A 16,630-nucleotide genomic window follows, 5' to 3' on the forward strand; every position below is an offset into this window, starting at 1 on the left:
CCTAGACCAGGAGCCGGCGGCTTTTCAATCGCCGCACCCGAAGTTGATCGGGCTCGGGTCGCTTGACCCATCGTTGACAGCGGCGCCGTCAAGCGCTCACTATTTCTCGGGCAGGGAGGAACTGCGGAAAACAGGATCGAGGCCGCGCGGCGCGGCTTGGCTGTCGTTCCACGGCATTCATCAGGGGGACAGGGAGGAGACATGTCGGAGGTATCTCCCCAGCTGATCGATCGGCTGCTCGCGATCTCGCGGGCGCTCGCCGGCCATATCGATCCGGGCTCAGCGTTCCGGGCGACAGCGATCGAAATCGGCACGCTCATCCCGCACGACCATATCGATCTGGCGGTGTTGTCGCTCGATGGGCGCATGCATGCCTGCTACGAGGCCGGCTTCCATACCAGCTGGAGCGATCTGGCGCAGCATCCGGTCGAGGGCAGCCCGATCCGGCGCGTGCTGTGGGGCGACACGCCTTATCTTCTGACCGACAACGCGCTTCTCGACGACCGATTCCACTTCGAGGGAGCGTTCGACGGACCGATCTTCGCCGCCAAGCTGCGCAGCCGCATCATCGTGCCGCTGCGGGCACGCGGCAGCGTGATCGGCGCGCTCAACATCAGCCGGCACAAGGCCGGCTGCTACTCGCAAGAGGACGTCGAGGTCGCTCAGCAATGCGCCGACCTCATCGGGCCCTATATGTTCGCGCTGATCCAGACAGAGGAAGCGCGCCGCGCCATGCTCGCCGAAAGCGAGGCGCGCAACCGGGCGGAACTGCTGAGAGTCGGCGCCTCGCAACTGACCGAGGGCATGGAGCGCGAGCGGCGCCGCATGGCCATGGACCTGCACGACCAGACGCTCGCCGACCTTGCCCGCATCGCACGTCAGGTTTCTGCGTTCCGCAGCCGGGGCGTGGCGCGGACGGCCCAGCTTGCCGATCTCGAGCAGGAGGTGGCGGGCTGCCTCGCGGAGCTGCGCCACATCGTCGACGACATGCGGCCGAGCGTCCTGGAACTGTTCGGCCTGCGCGACGCGGTCGAGGCACATCTCAACCGCAGCGTTGCCAGGGCCAAGCCGCCGATCGCGGTGCGCATCGCCGACACCAGCGACGGCAGCGCCGACGGCCTGTCGGAAACGCTTCGCACCGCGCTCTACCGTATCGTGCAGGAAGCCATCAACAATGCGGTCCGTCATGCCGCGCCAAGCCGCATCGAGGTGCAGCTGGCGTCGACGGCAACCACATTCAACGTGACCGTCACCGACGACGGGCATGGCTGCGGCGCGATCGATCCCGCCGCTCAAGGCGGCATCGGCCACATGCACACGCGAGCGGCCCTTGTCGGGGCGCGGCTGCGTTTCGAGCCGGCCGACCGCAAGGGCGGCACCAGGGTCGTGATCGAGATCGATCGCGAGTCCGCCGAGGCCGAGGCGGCGGCGTGCGGCACCGCGATAACCGAAGCTCAGCCGGTGGCGGAGGCAGTCTGATGCTGGTCATGATCGCCGAAAATGACGGGCTGCACCGCACCTTCGCGCGGCGGACCGTCGAGCAATTGTGGCCCGGCGATGTCGAGGTGATCGAAGCCGGCGACGGCGAGGACGCCATCAATCTTGCGGCGGAACGGCAGCCGCCGCATGTCGTGCTCGACCTGCAACTGCCCAAGGCGACCGGAATCGAGGTGGCGCGCGCCATCTGGAGCCAGCGCGCCGGCACGCATATCCTGTTCTGGTCCAACTTCGCCGACGAGGCCTATGTGCGCGGCGTGGCGCGCATCGTGCCGCCGGGGTCGGTCTATGGCTATGTGCTGAAATCGGCGACGGAAGAAGGCATGCGCTCGGCGCTGCGGGGCGTGTTCCGCGAGGGGCATTGCATCATCGACCGCGAGATCCGCGGCATCCAGCACCGCGTCCAGGACCGGTTCGAGGGCATCACCGACGGCGAATATGAAAGCCTGATCGACATCGCGCTCGGCCTCACCGACCGAGCGATCGCGGCGCGGCGCGGCCTGTCGATCCGCGGCGCGCAGAGCCGCATCAAGCATGTCTATGAGAAGCTCGGAATAGTGCCGCCGGAGGAAGGCGTTGGCGAGGCGTCGGTGTTCAATTCGCGCACCCGCGCGATCTATCTGGCCATGGCGCGCGGCCTGATCAACATCGACGCGCTGCGGCGCGAGCAGGAGCAGCTCGACGCCTGGCTCGCGCAGGCAACGCCGTTGCAGGAGCAGTAAGCCCCGCGATGGGTGAACAGGCTCAGCTTGAATGCTGATTGCTCTTGGCCCTCAGAACGATCGGCTCGGTCTCGATCAATCGAAGCGACCTGACCATATCAGCCGTCCGCGCCTTGTATTTGAGAAAGTGCGGCGCGGTCAGGTGGGCGTGGTAGGCGGAATGATCGACGTAGCATTCGATGACGCGCACCGTTTCGGGCGAACCCTTTTATCGAGACCGCGTGCAGGAACAACACGCCGGGCTCGTTCTGCACCGAGGCCTCGATCTCTTCGGCGAGCAAGGCCCTGAAGATGTCGAGCTGGAAGGCATCGATCTCCAGCTCCGCAATCCGTACGATCGGCCTGCCGCATCTCTCCGCCATCAATGGTTCTCCTGTCTGCAGCCGCGGATGCCGGCGCCGACTGTGCAAAACCACAGTCGGTGCTGCGCTTAGACCGCTATCGCCCAGTCCGCGTCCCGACTAGCTTTTGTCCTACAAAAACAAAAATCACGGGGAAGCGCTCATGCCGTTCGTCAGCATACGGATACTCGAGGGTCATTCGCAAAAGCGCAAGAACGAGATCTCTCGCCGGGTCACCGAGGCGATCAGCGAGGTCGCCGGACTGCCCATGGACGCGATCTGGGTGGTGATCGAGGACGTGCCGGGCAGCGACTGGTTCGTCGCCGGCAAGCCGGTGCGGGAACCCAAGAGCCCGTGATGTCGATCCCGGCGCGCGCCCGTCATTCCGGCTTTGATGACGTCGTCGGCAATGCGGCGATGGAGCGGCTCGCCACCGGCTACGGCTTCATCGAAGGTCCGGTGTGGCATCCCTATGAGAAATGGCTGGTCTTTTCCGATATTCCGCAAAGCCGCATGTACCGGCGCAGCGCTTCCGGCGAAATCGCGGCGTTCCGCGACCCGAGCCACATGGCCAACGGCAACACGCTCGACCGGCAGGGGCGGCTGGTGACCTGCGAGCACGCCAGCAGCCGCGTTACCCGCGCCGAGCCGGGCGGCACCACGACCGTTCTCGCCACGCATTACCAGGGCAAGCAGCTCAACAGCCCGAACGACATTGTCGTTGCTACTGGAGGCTCGATCTATTTCACCGATCCGACCTACGGCCGAGCGGAATTCTACGGCGTGCCGAGGCCGCAGGAACTGTCCTACCAGGGTGTCTACCGGATCGACGGCGACGGCGCCGGGCTGACGTTGCTTGCCGACGATTTCGCGCAGCCCAACGGGCTCTGCTTCTCGCTCGATGAATCGCGGCTCTTCGTCAACGATACCACGCGTGGCCACATCCGTGTGTTCGGCGTCGAATCCAATGGTGACCTCAATGGCGGCGCCGTATGGGCTGTGACCGAGGGCGATGCGCCAGGCGCGCCGGATGGAATGAAGATCGACAGCCGCGGCAACCTCTATTGCACCGGCCCGGGCGGCATCCATGTCTTTGACGCGTCGGGCGATCTCCTCGGCGTCATCGCGACGCCGGAAGATTGTGCCAATTTCACCTTCGGCGACGAGGACCTGCGGAGCCTCTACATCGCCGCGTCGACGTCGCTCTACCGGCTGAGGGTACGGGTGCCGGGATTGAGGCTGTTTTGAGCGGGAACGTTCGCGCTCAGATCGGATGGGAGTGAAGCCGGCCCGCAGGGGCCGGTGGGAAGTGCAGCAGTCAACACATCTGGGAGGATAATGACATGAAGAAACTACTGGTCTTGAGCGCCTTTGCAGCCATGCTCGCCTCGGGCACCGCGCTTGCCGACACGAGCGGCAAGAAGATCGCCTTCTCCAACAACTACGCCGGCAATTCGTGGCGCCAGGCGATGCTCGACAGCTACGCCATCGTCACCAAGAAAGCGGTCGAGGACAAGGTGGTGGCGGCGGCGGATGTCTTCACCACCGCCGACAAGGAAGTGCCGACGCAAGCCGCGCAGGTGCAGAACCTGATCCTGCAGGGCTATGACGCCATTGTCATCAACGCCGCCTCGCCGGATGCGCTGAACGGCGCCATCAAGCAGGCCTGCGACGCCGGCATCGTCGTCGTTTCCTTCGACGGCATCGTGACCGAGCCTTGCGCCTACCGCGTCGTCGTCGACTTCAAGGACATGGGCAGGCAGGAAGTCGAGCAGATGGCCAAGTTCCAGCCGAAGGGCGGCAATTTGCTGGAAATCCGCGGGCTGGCAGGCACCTCGATCGACGATGCCATCCACGCCGGTATCCTCGAAGGCGTCGCCGCCCATCCCGAGTTCAAGATCGTCGGCTCGGTGACCGGCGACTGGGACCAGACCACGGCGCAGAAAGCGGTGGCGACCATCCTGCCGTCGCTGCCGGAGATCGTCGGCGTCGTCGACCAGGGCGGCGACGGCTACGGCGCCGCGCAAGCGTTCGCCGCCGCCGGCAAGCCGCGTCCGACCATCATCATGGGCAACCGTCAGGACGAGCTGAAGTGGTGGAAGGAGCAGAAGGACAAGGACGGCTACCAGACCTGGTCGGCCTCGATCGCGCCCGGCGTGTCGACGCTCGCCTTCTGGGTGGCGCAGCAGGTGCTCGACGGCCGCAAGGACGTGCCGCACGATCTGCTGGTGCCGTATCTCGCCTTCACCCAGGACAATTTCGAGGCCGCGCTGCCGAAGATCAAGGAAGGCGGCGTCGCTACCCACGAATACACCCAGGAAGACGCGATCGCGGCCATCAAGGCCAACATCAAGCAATAGCGGCGCGACGTTGCCAGCCGCATCGCCGACCGGATATCGTTGAGGATGCTCCAGGCTATTGCAGACATCGTCAGGCTGGACGGCGCCGAAAAGCACTTCGGCGCCGTCCGCGCGCTCAACGGCGTCGACTTCCATGTCGGCGCCGGCGAATGCGTCGGGCTGGTCGGGCACAATGGCGCCGGCAAGTCGACGCTGATGCATATGGTTGCGGGCACGCTGCGGCCCGATGGCGGGCAGATCGCGGTGCGCGGCAACCAGGAAGCGAGCTATTCCGTGGCGCGCGCGCTCGAGCTCGGCATACGCTGCGTGTTCCAGGAGCTGTCGCTCTGCCCAAACCTCAGCGTCGCCGAGAACACGCGCATCAACCATCCCTCGCTCAGCGGGCTCGGCTGGCGGCGCAAGGCCGCCGATCTCATCCAGGCCAAGCTCGACGAGATCTTTCCCGACCACGGCATCGCGGCGGACGACATTGCCGGCGATCTTTCGATCGGACGCCGGCAGATGGTCGAGGTGGCGCGCGCCTTCACGCTGACCCGCGAGCCGCTGCATCTGGTCATCCTCGACGAGCCGACCTCGTCGCTCGATGCGCATACGGCCGGCCAGCTGCTTTCATTCGTGCGCCGCTTCGTCGCCGCGGGCGGCAGCTGCATCCTGATCTCCCATGTGCTGGGCGAGGTGCTGCAGAATGCCGACCGCATCGTGGTGATGCGCGACGGCAAGGTGGTCGCCGCCGACGCCGCAAGCGCGTTCGACCGGGACAAGCTGGTCGCCGCGATGGGCGGCGCCGGGGAACATCAGAAGGCCGCCGCCGAGACCCGCAAGGTCGCGGTTGGGGCTCTCAGGGTGCGGGCGCGCCCGGCGCGGCAGCAGGATGGCAAGGAGCTTGTCGCCCGCGCCGGCGAGATCATCGGCCTTGCCGGACTCGCGGGGCATGGCCAGACGGACCTGCTGCTCGCGATCTTCTCGGCCGCCTCGCGCGCCAGGGCCGGCATCGAAGTGACGGCGCCGGTGGCGCTGGTCGCCGGCGACCGCCAGGCGGACGGTATCTTCGCCCAATGGTCGATCGCCCAGAACATCGGCATCCGCTCGCTTCAGCGCCTGCGCGACGGCCTGCTGATCTCGCCGCAGCGCGAGGCGGAGCTGGCCGAATTCTGGAAGAAGAAGATCGGCATCCGCACGCCGGACATGAACAACAACATCTATTCGCTGTCGGGCGGCAATCAGCAGAAGGCGCTGTTTGCGCGCGCGCTCGGCTCCGATGCCGAGATCGTGCTGATGGACGATCCGATGCGCGGCGTCGACATCGGCACCAAGCTCGAAGTCTACGACCTCGTGCGCGAGGAAGCCGGAAAGGGCCGCACCTTCCTCTGGTACACGACCGAAACCGAAGAGCTCGACAATTGCGACCATGTCTATGTCTTCAAGAACGGCCGCATCGTCGCCAATCTTGGACGCGACGAACTGACGGAGGAGAAGATCATCCAGTCCTCGTTCGGCGACACGGCCTGAGATGACGGCGATCGCTCCCGGCACGCTCCCCAAATCCTCCCGCGGCAGCGCGGCCCGCGCACGCATGCTGCGCAGCCTGCTGCCGGCGCTGTCGCTGGCGCTGGTGTTGATGGCCATCGCCTGGCTCAACCCGCGCGCCATCAGCTATTTCGGCTTCAACCTGATGCTGAACCTGGCGATCCCGATCGCGCTGGCGACGATCGCGCAGATGTTCGTCATCGCCGGCAATGAGCTCGATCTGTCGATCGGCACTTTCGTCGGCTTTGTCGGCTGCGTCACCGCCACCTGGCTCAGGGATGCGCCGCTCATCGGTGTCGCTGTGCTGCTCGGTTCAATCGGCTTCTACGCGCTGCTCGGCGCGCTGATCCATCTGCGCAACCTGCCCTCGATCGTGGTGACGCTCGGCATGAGCTTCGTCTGGCAGGGGCTGGCTATCCTTATCCTGCCGAAGCCGGGCGGCAAGGCTCCGGACTGGCTGCTGGCGATCATGTCTTTCAAGCCGCCCTATATCCCGTTCCCTATCCTGGCGGCATTGCTCATCGCGGCGATCGTGCATTTTGGCCTGATGCGCACTTCATATGGCGTCATCCTGCGCGGTTCCGGCGGCAATGCCGCGGCGCTCAGGCGCGCCGGCTGGTCGCTGCTCAAGACAAAGATCGTGCTCTTCGCGTTGACCGGCCTGTTCGGCGTGCTTTCCGGCATGGCGCTGATCGGCATCACCACTTCGGCCGACGCCAATATCGGCAACGGCTACACGCTGCTTTCGATTGCCGGCGTCATCCTTGGCGGCGGCGAGTTCGTCGGCGGCCGGGTGTCGCCGATCGGCGCGGTCATCGGCGCGCTGACGCTGGCTTTGGCCGCCTCGCCGCTCTTGACCTTCATGCACATCCCGCCCGATTGGCAAGTGGCCGCCAATGGCGCGATCCTGATCATCGTGCTGGCGGCCCGGGTGCTGATCAGCCGCAGGGAGAGGTGAACGATGACCTCGGTCCGGATGCTGCTTGAAAAACCCTGGCTCTGGTCCTTCGTCGGCGCCGTTCTCGTGTGGGTGGCAACCGTCGCCTTCACCGGCGGCTATGGCGCCGGCGGCATGGTCACGGCGGCACTTTCGCTTGCCGTCTTCACCGTCATCGTCGGCGTCGGCCAGATGTTCGTCATCACGCTCGGCCCCGGCAATGTCGACCTGTCGCTGCCCGCCAATATCGGACTGGCGAGCGCGGTGGCGATGAAGGTTATGGGCGGCAGCGATTCGATGATCGTCGTCGGGCTGTTGGCGGCGCTCGCCTGCGGCGCGGCGATCGGCGCCATCAACTATCTGCTGATCTGGGCGCTCAGGATTCCGCCGATCATCGCGACGCTGTCGGCGAGCTTCATCATCCAGTCGGTCGACATCAGCTACGGGCGCGGCCTGCAGATCAAGCCGCCGCCGGGCTTTGCCGATTTTACCAACTGGCAGGTGCTGGGGATCCCGGTGCTGGCGATGCTGACGGTGGTCTTCACCATCGCCGCGGCGCTGGCGCTGCAGCGCATGATCTATGGCCGCTCGGTGCTGGCGATCGGGCAGAACATCCGCGCCGCCTGGCTGGCCGGCGTCAATGTCGGCCGCATCCGCTTCCTCACCTACACGCTTTGCGGCGCGCTCGGTGGCATCGACGGCGCGCTGCTTGCCGGCTATTTCCGCGGCGCCAATGTCGATATCGGCAATGAATATCTGCTCGCCTCCATCGCGGTCGTCGTCATCGGCGGCACCTCGGTCGCCGGCGGCAAGGCCAACGTGCCCGGCGTCTGGGGCGCCGGCCTGTTCCTGGTGCTTTTGCTCACCATGCTCAACACCTTCGGCGTCAGCGCCGGCGTGCGGCTGGTGCTGACCGGGCTGATCATCGTCGGGGTGATCACGGCGGCGGGTGGCGAGAAGGCTGTGCGGTGACAAGTCGCGAGGAGGGGGTCGCTCTGCGGGGTCTCTCCAGCCAAATTTGACCATGTGGACAAAGGTCGGGCGTCGTTCCATAGTCCTCCCGTCTGACATGTTTTGAACGGCCGGCTCGACACGGTCGTCGAGCAGAGGGGATTTCAATGGAAAACGATCATCGCAAAACGCAACGCGCCGGCCTGTCGCGGCGCAATGTGCTGGAACTCGGCGCCCTCGGGCTGACCGCGGCGGCGCTGCCCGGCGTGGCCTTCGCCAAGGACAAGAAGCTGAAGGTGGCGGCGATCTTCGCGACGCCGATCGAGGAGCCCTGGGACAACCAGATCCATGTCGCCCTGCAGAAGGCCGAGAAGGAGCTGGGCATCGAATACAAATGGTCGGAGAAGGTGCAGACCGCCGACTTCAGCCGCGTGATGCGCGAATATGCGCAAGGCGGCTACCAGTTGGTGCTGGGCGACGCCTTCGCCGCCGAGCGCGAATCGCGGCGCACGGCAAAACAGTTCCCGAAGACGGCCTGGCTGTTCGGCTCCGGCGCCGGGCCTGCGGAACCCAATTTCGGCGTCTTCGACAACTGGATCCACGAGCCGGCCTATCTCTCCGGGCTGATCGCCGGCAAGATGTCGAAGTCGGGCACGATCGGCGCTGTCGCGGCAATGGGCATTCCGGAAGTGAACCGGCTGGTCAACGCCTTCTTCGCCGGCGCCAAGGAGGTCAATCCAAACATCAAGCGGAAGGTCGCCTTCATCGGCTCCTTCTTCGATCCGCCGAAGGCCAAGGAGGCCGCGATCGCGCAGATCGATGCCGGCGTCGACGTCATCTATGCCGAGCGTTTCGGCGTCATCGAAGCGGCGGTCGAAAAGAAGATCTACGCCATCTCCAACATGTCCGACCAGTCGAGCCTCGGACCCGACACGGTGATCACCGGCCCGGTATGGAACATGTATCCGACGGTCGAGCAGGCGATCAAGCTGGTCAAGGCGGGCGTCTTCACCGCGCAGGACTATGGCGACTTCTCGCGCATGGCCAAGGGCGGCTCCGATCTCGCCCCGTATCACAAGTTCGACAAGACGCTGCCGGCCGAGGTCAAGGATCTGGTCGCCAAGAAGAGAGCCGAGATCCTGGAAGGCAATTTCCGCGTCGACGTCGACGAGAACACGCCGGTGTCGGATTGAGCGCAGTTTACCCTCCCCCTCGAGGGGAGAGGGGTGCAGAGCGAAGCGAGGCGGGAGGGGTCGTCTCAACCGCTCGACCTTGACGACTGAAGATGGAGCGCGTCGCGGGCGACCCCACCCGGCCCTGCAGGCCACCCTCCCCTCGAGGGGGAGGGATATTAGGAGCATCCTTGCCCGTCCCACTGATCGAAATGCGCGGCATCACCAAGAGCTTCGGCGCCGTCAAGGCGAACGAGGGCGTGGATCTCAGCGTCGCCCCCGGCGAGATCCTTGGCCTGCTCGGCGAGAACGGCGCCGGCAAGACGACGCTCATGAACGTGCTGTTCGGCGCTTATGCGCCGGATGCGGGCGAGATCCTGGTCGAGGGCAGGCCGGTCGCCATCCAAAATTCGGCCGATGCACTCGCGGCCGGCATCGGCATGGTGCATCAGCATTTTCATCTGGCGCCGCGGCTGACGGTGCTGGAAAACCTCTTGATCGGCATTGCCGGCAAGTCCGGCCGCATCGACCGCACGGGCGGGCTGGCGCGGCTGAAGGAGATCGGTCGCCAACATGGCTTGCATCTCGATCCCGGCCTGCCGGTCTCGGCGCTCTCGATCGGCGAGCAGCAGCGGCTGGAAATCATCAAGGCGCTCTTTCGCGGCGCCAGGCTCCTGATCCTCGACGAGCCGACGGCGGTGCTGGCGCCCAGCGAGGTCGATGGCCTCTTCGCCGCGCTGCGCTCGATGGCGGCGCAAGCGCTCGGCATCATCTTCATCTCGCACAAGCTCAACGAAGTCAGGGCGCTCACCCATCGCTGCGTCGTGCTCCGGCATGGCAAGGTCGCCGGCCGGGTCGATTATCCGGCAGGAACCACCTCGGCCGAGATGGCCAAGCTGATGTGCGGCCACGAAATCATGCCGCCGATCAAGGAGGTTTCGACGCCGGGCGCGCCCGTGCTGACGCTCGACGGCATCTCCACCTCAAGCCATGGCGGCACGCCGCTGCGCGAGGTCTCGCTCTTCGTCCGCGCCGGTGAGATCCTCGGCGTTGCCGGCGTCTCCGGCAATGGCCAGCGGGCGCTGGCTGATGTGATCTCCGGCATGCTGTCGCCGAGTGCCGGTTCGATGACGATAGCCGGCAAAGCAGTTGCGCAATTTTCGCCGCGCGAGCTGCAGGCGCTCGGCCTTGGCCGCATTCCGGAGGACCGGATGACGACCGGGCTGGTCACCAACCTGCCTTTAGCCGACTCCATGGTGCTGCCCCGCATCGGCACCGAGGCCTTCAGCCGCATGGGGCTGCTCGATCCGGTGGCGATCCGCGCCTTCGCCGAAGCGCAGATCAAGGCCTATGACATACGCTGTCCCGGGCCCATGACGCGCGCCGGCGCGCTTTCCGGCGGCAATCTGCAGAAGGCGCTTTTGGCGCGCGAGCTCGCCTTCGACCCGAAGGTGCTGATCGTTTCGCAGCCGACGCGCGGCCTCGACATCGGCGCTGCACGGTTCATCCACGAAAAATTCCTGGCCATGCGGGCGAAGGGTTGCGGGATCATCGTGATTGGCGAGGATCTCGAGGAATTGCTGATGCTCTGCGACCGCATCACGGTGATGTATGAGGGTCGCATCGCCGGCACGCTTTCCGGCCCGGAGGCCACCGTCGCGAGGCTTGGGCTGCTGATGACCGGCGCGGAGGGGAGGGCGTAGAGCTATGGAATTGCCTCGGGAGCACGCCTGATGTTCCGTCTCGAAGTCCGCAGCTCGACGCCGGCCTGGTTCAATCTCGCACTGCCGCTACTCGCCATCGCCGTCGCGCTGGTTTTGTGCAGCGGTCTCATCGCCGTCGCCGGCGCCGGTGTCATCGAGGCCTATGGCGTGATGCTCTCGGCCTCGCTCGGCGACAGCTACGCAATCACCGAGACGCTGGTGCGCGCCGCGCCGATGATCTTCACCGGCCTTGCGGTGGCGATCGCCTTCCGCGCCAAATTCTGGAACATCGGGGCCGAAGGCCAGCTGCTGGCCGGCGCGGTTGCGAGTTGTGCCGTAGGCGCCATCCCGATGCCGGGACCGCTCGCCATCCTGCTGATGGCGCTGGCCGGCGCGGCGGCCGGCGCCCTCGTCGCGCTGGTGCCGGCGACGTTGCGCGTCAAATTCAAGGTCGACGACGTGGTCAGCTCGCTGCTGCTCAACTCGGTCATCTATTACGCGCTGATGGCGCTGATCGAGGGGCCGTGGAAGGACACCTTTTCCGGTTATCCGATCTCGCCGCCAATCGAGGATTCCGCCTATTTCCCGGTGCTGATCGAAGGCACAAGGCTTCATATCGGCGTCGTCGTGGCGCTGATCGCAGCGCCCGTTTGCTGGTTCCTGATCGCGCGCACCACGCTCGGCTTCCGCATCCGCGTCACCGGCGAGAATGCGGAGGCGGCCCGCTATGGCGGCATCAATACACAGCGCGTGCTGCTCTCCACCGCGCTGCTTTCCGGCGCGCTGGCCGGACTGGCCGGCGTCGGCGAGGTTGGTGGCGTCCATTTCCAGGTGATGAGCGACATCTCGCCGGGCTACGGCTATTCCGGCATCGTCGTCGCGATGCTCGCCAGGCTCAATCCGCTCGGCGTCGTGCCGGCCGCGATCTTCCTTGCCGCGGTCATGACCGGCGCCGAGGCGATGTCGCGCGCGACCGGCGTGCCGGCCTTCCTCAGTGAGGTCATCCAGGGTACGGCGCTGCTTGCGATGCTGGTGGCGCTGCTCTTCACCGCCTATCGCATCCGCCGCGTGGGGGCGCCCGCATGAGCGCGGTGTTCGAGCAGATTTTTCAGGTCGGCTTTCTCGCAGCCATCATCCGCATCGCCACACCGCTCGCCTTCGCCACGCTCGGCGAGATGTTTTCCGAGCGGGCCGGTGTGCTCAATTTGGGCATCGAAGGCATCATGCTGTTGGCGGCCATGGCCGGCTTCACCGCCGCGAGCCTGAGCGGCAGCCTGTGGCTGGGCGTGCTGGTGGCCGTGCTTGTCGGGGCGGCGATGGGCGCGGTGCATGGGCTGTTCACGGTGGTCTTGGGCCTCAGCCAGCATGTCTGCGGCATCGGCGTGACGCTGTTCTGCTCTGGGCTCGCCTATTTCCTCTACCGACTGATCTTCGGCCAGCAATCGGTGCCGCCCAGCATCAAGGGCTTTCAGCCGGCGCCGATCCCCCTGCTGTCGGACATTCCGATCCTGGGTCCGGCGGTGTTCAACCAGTTCACGCTGGTTTATCTCGCGATCATCGCCGTTCCGTTTGCCGCCTTCGTGCTCTACCGCACGCCCTGGGGGCTGTCGGTGCGCATGGTCGGCGAGAACCCGCGCGCGGCGGATTCCGCCGGCGTCAGCGTGATCGCCACGCGCTTCCAGGCCGTGATCCTCGGCGGCGCGCTGATGGGTCTTGCCGGCGCCTTTCTCACCATGGCGCAGTTCAACGCCTTCACCTTCGGCGTGGTGTCGGGGCGCGGCTGGGTGGCGATCGCGCTGGTGGTGTTCGGCCGCTGGGACCCGTGGCGTTCGGCGGGCGCGGCATTGCTCTTTGCCTTCGTCGACGCGCTGCAGCTCAGGATGCAGGCCAGCGGCCTCGGGCACATCCCTTACGAAGCCTTCCTGATGCTGCCCTTCATCTTCACCATCGTCGCCATGGCCTTCATTTCGCGCAACGCGGTCGCGCCTTCGGCGCTGCTGAAGCCGTTTCGACGCGAGGAACGGTAGGTAGATTCTTTCCTCTCCCCCGATCGCCGGGGTAGAGGAAGGGCGCCAAGCTTGGGACGCCTCAGATCGCCGTGAAGGCGTTGTCGACGAAGAGATGCGCGCCGTTGACGAAGCTCGATTCGTCGCTCGCCAGGAACAGCGCCGCCTTGGCCACTTCCTCCGGCTCGCCGATGCGGCCCTGTTGCGCGGCCATGGCGGCATCGGAAACATCGACGCCGAGCTTGCCGAGGTCGGCGACCTCGCGCATTCCGTGCGGCGTGCGGATGAAGCCGGGACAGATGGCATTGCAGCGGATGTTGCGATCGCGGAACTCCACCGCGATGGCACGCGCGAACATGTGGCAGGCGCCTTTAGTGGTGTCATAGAGCACTTCGTTCGGCGTCGCCGCCACCGCCGAGATCGACGAGGTGCAGACGATCGAGCCGCCGCCGGCGGCGATCATGCCCGGCAGCACCGCGCGCGTCATCAGGAACATCGAACGCACATTGACGGCGTGCAGCCAGTCCCATTCCTGCAGAGTCGTCTCCAAGAAGGGTTTAATCACAATGGTGCCGGCGTGGTTGAACAGCACGGTCACCAGCCCGAATTTTTCCGCGGCCGCCTTTGCCGCCGCCTCGACCTGCGCCTCGTCGGAAACGTCGGCTACGAAATGCTCGGCGACATGGCCGCGCGCGCGGATCGCCGCGGCGGTCTTGCCGGCGGCCTCGCCATTGCGGTCGATGATCGCAACCTTGGCGCCTTCGGCGGCAAACAGCTCGGAAGCCGCTCCACCCATGCCCGTCGCGCCACCCGAGATGATGGCGACTTTGCCCGCCAGCCTTCCACCCATGTTTTTCTCCCTGAGTCCTGTGAGACTATTTTGATGCTATCCCCTCGCGTACCGAGTAGCCAAGCGCTTGAACGAGGCCGTTTGCCGCCGAAAAAGCCGGAGCTACAGGCATTTTGTCGGATCCTCCGGTGGCGCATCCCCGCACTTTTTCGATCTCGGCTGAGAATAAACGCCCCTCAAGTTGCCGTTTCCGAGGACGTCCTTCCAAAAACCGGCGAAAAATAGCACTCGACAAAGTCTACTATCTTTATAGATTAATGGCCGAGACGGAGGTTCGACCATGACCTACATGCAGAATGCTCAGCGCAAGGGCCAGAGGCTGACCGCCGACCAGAGCTGGAGGCCCGCCTATGGCGGAACCTTCGCCTATCTCGTTTTCGCGCTGGCATTCGTGTTCACCGGCGCGGTGGTGCTTGGGATCATCCCCTGACAGAGCCGGGGCCTACGGCCCCGCCGTCCAAAAATCTGAGTTGGAGTAACCGGAGAAGATAACTGGCCGAGCGCCAGGGCGCGTCGGCGCGCCTGCGCGCATTGGATTGTTCGAGGTGGAGCGGGGCAAGCCAACGTGACGGAGGAGATAGCAATGCCGATCGAGTTCACGCATGTTCCCGGTAAGCCTGCGAATGGCAGCTTCTTCTACGATTTCGCCGAGACGGCGACCAAGCTGTCGCTGATCGAGGATGCGGGGTTCCGCAAGCTGGTGATCGACGATCCGGCCGGCCTGCTCGCCAACATGGACATCGCCGCGCAGACGCTCGACCGCACCCCGGCGCTGGAAGTGGTGCTGACGCACTGGGCCGGCGTGGTCGAGCCGACCGTGGCGGCAAGGCAGCTCGCGGCGCTCGACTTGAGAGGCGGCGGCCGCCTGTCGCTCAGGATGCTGAGCGAGCCGCTCCAGGACAGTGATGCCGAGGCGCGGCCGGTCGGCCACAGCGTGGTGTGGCAGCGCATCGACGAATATCTTGTGCTGCTGAAGCGGCTGTGGTCGAACGACGAGCCCTTCGACCATGAAGGCGCCTTCTACAGCGTCAAAGGCGGTTACGTGCCGCGCAAGGGCCCGCATGGCGGCGACCTCACCATCCGGCTCGGCGGCCAGTCCGGCACCGCGCTGAAGGTCGCCGGCCGGCATGCCGATATATTCGAGCTGGCGGCCGGCTCGCCGGACGAAGTCGCGCAGCTGATGCAGCGTGTGCGCGGCGCTGCAGCCGAGCACGGCCGCGCCGGCAGATTGCGCTTCGCGCTTCCCGTCCGCATTCGCCCCGAAGGCTGGTCCGGCGCCTCCGACCACAAGGCGGTCGAGGTCGCGGGGCCGCCGGCGCGGCTTGCGCTCTCGCTGTTGCCCTATGCCGCGCTAGGCATCGAGGAATTCATGATCTGCGGTATCGACCGTCCCAGCGAGATCGCGCGGATCGGCCGCGAGACTGTCACGCTGATCGCGAAATTCGCTGGCGCGGTGCGACGCCGACACCCTGGCGCCAGGAACGTTCGCGTCGCGCTCGTTCACCGGGGCACACCTTCGGTGAAATCGCGGATGGCGGTGAGACCGGCCGCTGCGGCTGCCGGTTTCATCAAGACGGGACATAGTGAAGACATTGATCAAGGTCACTGCGGTTGACATGGCTTGGCTCCATCTGTCCTGGCGGCAACGGCTAACCGTGAAGACGAAAGCGTCGCCGGCAACGGAACGGTGCACGCAAAAAGATTTGTGACCGATGGATTCTTGTGATCCCGAAATCCCGAAATCAATCCCGTTCTTCTGCGATCCGCGACAGCGCGGCGATGACCGCCTCCGAGCTCGCCAGCGCGCCGAAGACGCCGTCCTCGACCGTCACCATATGCAGCGCGGCTTCGTGCGCACGGCCGTCGCCGCTGGCGCAGGCGTCCGCAATCGTCAGGCATTGGAAATTGCGGTCGCAGGCCTCGCGCAGCGTCGTGTGAACGCAGACATCGGTCGTGCAGCCGGTGAACATCAGATGGGTGATGCCGCGCGCCCTCAGCACCAGTTCCAGATCCGTATAGGTGAAGGCGCCGTTACAGGTCTTGTCGACAATGATGTCCTCGGGCCTGACTTCTATGTCGGCGACGATCTGGAAGCCTGGGCTGGAGCGCAGCAGGATATCCGTGCCGTCCAGTCCCGCCCGCTTGCGGCGCCATTTTTCGTAAGCCGTCATATCGGCCATGTCGGCGCGGTAGCCTTGCCTCGTATGGACGATTGCGAGGCCGGCGCGCGCGGCCGCAATCAGCCGATTCACCGTCGGCAGAATGGCCCGCAGCGGCGAAGGGTCATAGCCTTTCCTGGCGAAATAGCCTGTCGGCGACAGGAAATCCTCCTGCAGGTCGATCACGAGCAGGGCGGTGTCTTGCGGCACCAGCCTTCCGTCATAGGGGAAGTCGAACGGGGTCGCCTTGATCATCGCCTGCTGCCTCGGTTGTGGCTGACATGGTGGCCCAGCGACGGCGTCGCAGTCCAGACCTCACGGCGTCCCGGATATTTGATGGTGATGGACATCTTAATAGTTGACTCGCTAACTCATGTTTTCTAGTCAGACGGCATTGGCGTGCAA

General features: G+C 65.5%; 17 protein-coding genes. 14 read left to right on the forward strand and 3 right to left on the reverse strand.

The features are described from left to right. Positions 1 to 201: 201 nt before the first annotated feature. Both EJ078_RS16070 and EJ078_RS16075 read left to right on the forward strand, forming a co-directional pair. Complete coding sequence (locus EJ078_RS16070) at positions 202 to 1,479, forward strand: GAF domain-containing protein (RefSeq protein WP_095826252.1); 1,278 nt, start codon at positions 202 to 204, stop codon at positions 1,477 to 1,479. Next, the gene (locus EJ078_RS16075; RefSeq protein WP_095799667.1) at positions 1,479 to 2,219 is read left to right on the forward strand and encodes a response regulator transcription factor; all 741 of its coding nucleotides are present in this window, start codon (positions 1,479 to 1,481) and stop codon (positions 2,217 to 2,219) included. The genes EJ078_RS16070 and EJ078_RS16075 overlap by 1 nt, the downstream gene beginning before the upstream one ends. A gap of 98 nt (positions 2,220 to 2,317) precedes the next feature. On the opposite strand, the gene EJ078_RS16080 is transcribed toward EJ078_RS16075, so the two are convergent. Next, positions 2,318 to 2,581: a hypothetical protein gene (locus tag EJ078_RS16080; RefSeq protein WP_311202689.1), complete on the reverse strand. Its 264-nt coding sequence runs from the start codon at positions 2,579 to 2,581 to the stop codon at positions 2,318 to 2,320. A 142-nt stretch (positions 2,582 to 2,723) separates the two neighbouring features. Here EJ078_RS16080 and EJ078_RS16085 point away from each other — a divergent pair, with 142 nt between their 5' ends. From EJ078_RS16085 to EJ078_RS16130, 10 genes are all read left to right on the forward strand, one after another. Further along, positions 2,724 to 2,918, forward strand: coding sequence for a 4-oxalocrotonate tautomerase family protein (locus EJ078_RS16085; protein WP_067323038.1), 195 nt, complete (start codon positions 2,724 to 2,726; stop codon positions 2,916 to 2,918). Then, the gene (locus EJ078_RS16090; RefSeq protein ID WP_095826272.1) at positions 2,918 to 3,808 is read left to right on the forward strand and encodes an SMP-30/gluconolactonase/LRE family protein; all 891 of its coding nucleotides are present in this window, start codon (positions 2,918 to 2,920) and stop codon (positions 3,806 to 3,808) included. The genes EJ078_RS16085 and EJ078_RS16090 overlap by 1 nt, the downstream gene beginning before the upstream one ends. A 95-nt stretch (positions 3,809 to 3,903) precedes the next feature. Further along, positions 3,904 to 4,920 carry an ABC transporter substrate-binding protein gene (locus tag EJ078_RS16095; RefSeq protein WP_066998252.1) on the forward strand — a complete coding sequence of 339 codons (1,017 nt, stop codon included), beginning with the start codon at positions 3,904 to 3,906 and terminating at the stop codon, positions 4,918 to 4,920. A gap of 45 nt (positions 4,921 to 4,965) precedes the next feature. Further along, positions 4,966 to 6,429: a sugar ABC transporter ATP-binding protein gene (locus EJ078_RS16100; protein WP_067323041.1), complete on the forward strand. Its 1,464-nt coding sequence runs from the start codon at positions 4,966 to 4,968 to the stop codon at positions 6,427 to 6,429. 1 nt (position 6,430) lies between these two features. Then, positions 6,431 to 7,405, forward strand: coding sequence for an ABC transporter permease (locus EJ078_RS16105; RefSeq protein WP_127403801.1), 975 nt, complete (start codon positions 6,431 to 6,433; stop codon positions 7,403 to 7,405). Positions 7,406 to 7,408: 3 nt separating this feature from the next. Then, positions 7,409 to 8,356: an ABC transporter permease gene (locus tag EJ078_RS16110; protein WP_067323048.1), complete on the forward strand. Its 948-nt coding sequence runs from the start codon at positions 7,409 to 7,411 to the stop codon at positions 8,354 to 8,356. A 146-nt stretch (positions 8,357 to 8,502) separates the two neighbouring features. Then, the gene (locus tag EJ078_RS16115; RefSeq protein WP_128294556.1) at positions 8,503 to 9,528 is read left to right on the forward strand and encodes a BMP family protein; all 1,026 of its coding nucleotides are present in this window, start codon (positions 8,503 to 8,505) and stop codon (positions 9,526 to 9,528) included. Between the two features lie 170 nt (positions 9,529 to 9,698). Continuing rightward, positions 9,699 to 11,210: an ABC transporter ATP-binding protein gene (locus EJ078_RS16120; protein WP_095826247.1), complete on the forward strand. Its 1,512-nt coding sequence runs from the start codon at positions 9,699 to 9,701 to the stop codon at positions 11,208 to 11,210. Between the two features lie 30 nt (positions 11,211 to 11,240). Continuing rightward, a complete protein-coding gene (locus EJ078_RS16125; RefSeq protein WP_095826246.1) occupies positions 11,241 to 12,296 on the forward strand; it encodes an ABC transporter permease in 1,056 nt (351 codons plus the stop codon). Further along, positions 12,293 to 13,237, forward strand: coding sequence for an ABC transporter permease (locus EJ078_RS16130; protein WP_127403774.1), 945 nt, complete (start codon positions 12,293 to 12,295; stop codon positions 13,235 to 13,237). The genes EJ078_RS16125 and EJ078_RS16130 overlap by 4 nt, the downstream gene beginning before the upstream one ends. Before the next feature lie 61 nt (positions 13,238 to 13,298). Here the strand turns inward: EJ078_RS16130 and EJ078_RS16135 are convergent, their stop codons facing one another. Next, positions 13,299 to 14,066, reverse strand: a complete 768-nt coding sequence (locus tag EJ078_RS16135) for an SDR family oxidoreductase (RefSeq protein WP_127403775.1) — start codon at positions 14,064 to 14,066, stop codon at positions 13,299 to 13,301. A 280-nt stretch (positions 14,067 to 14,346) separates the two neighbouring features. Here EJ078_RS16135 and EJ078_RS16140 point away from each other — a divergent pair, with 280 nt between their 5' ends. After that, entirely contained in the window at positions 14,347 to 14,496 is a 150-nt protein-coding gene (locus EJ078_RS16140; protein ID WP_082953811.1) for a hypothetical protein, read from the forward strand. Positions 14,497 to 14,649: 153 nt separating this feature from the next. Beyond that, positions 14,650 to 15,681, forward strand: coding sequence for an LLM class flavin-dependent oxidoreductase (locus tag EJ078_RS16145; protein WP_245457069.1), 1,032 nt, complete (start codon positions 14,650 to 14,652; stop codon positions 15,679 to 15,681). 127 nt (positions 15,682 to 15,808) lie between these two features. On the opposite strand, the gene EJ078_RS16150 is transcribed toward EJ078_RS16145, so the two are convergent. After that, positions 15,809 to 16,480, reverse strand: coding sequence for an isochorismatase family cysteine hydrolase (locus EJ078_RS16150; protein WP_127215676.1), 672 nt, complete (start codon positions 16,478 to 16,480; stop codon positions 15,809 to 15,811). Positions 16,481 to 16,630: the final 150 nt, after the last annotated feature.

The organism is Mesorhizobium sp. M1A.F.Ca.IN.022.06.1.1 (assembly GCF_003952605.1).
Taxonomy (GTDB): Bacteria; Pseudomonadota; Alphaproteobacteria; order Rhizobiales; family Rhizobiaceae; genus Mesorhizobium.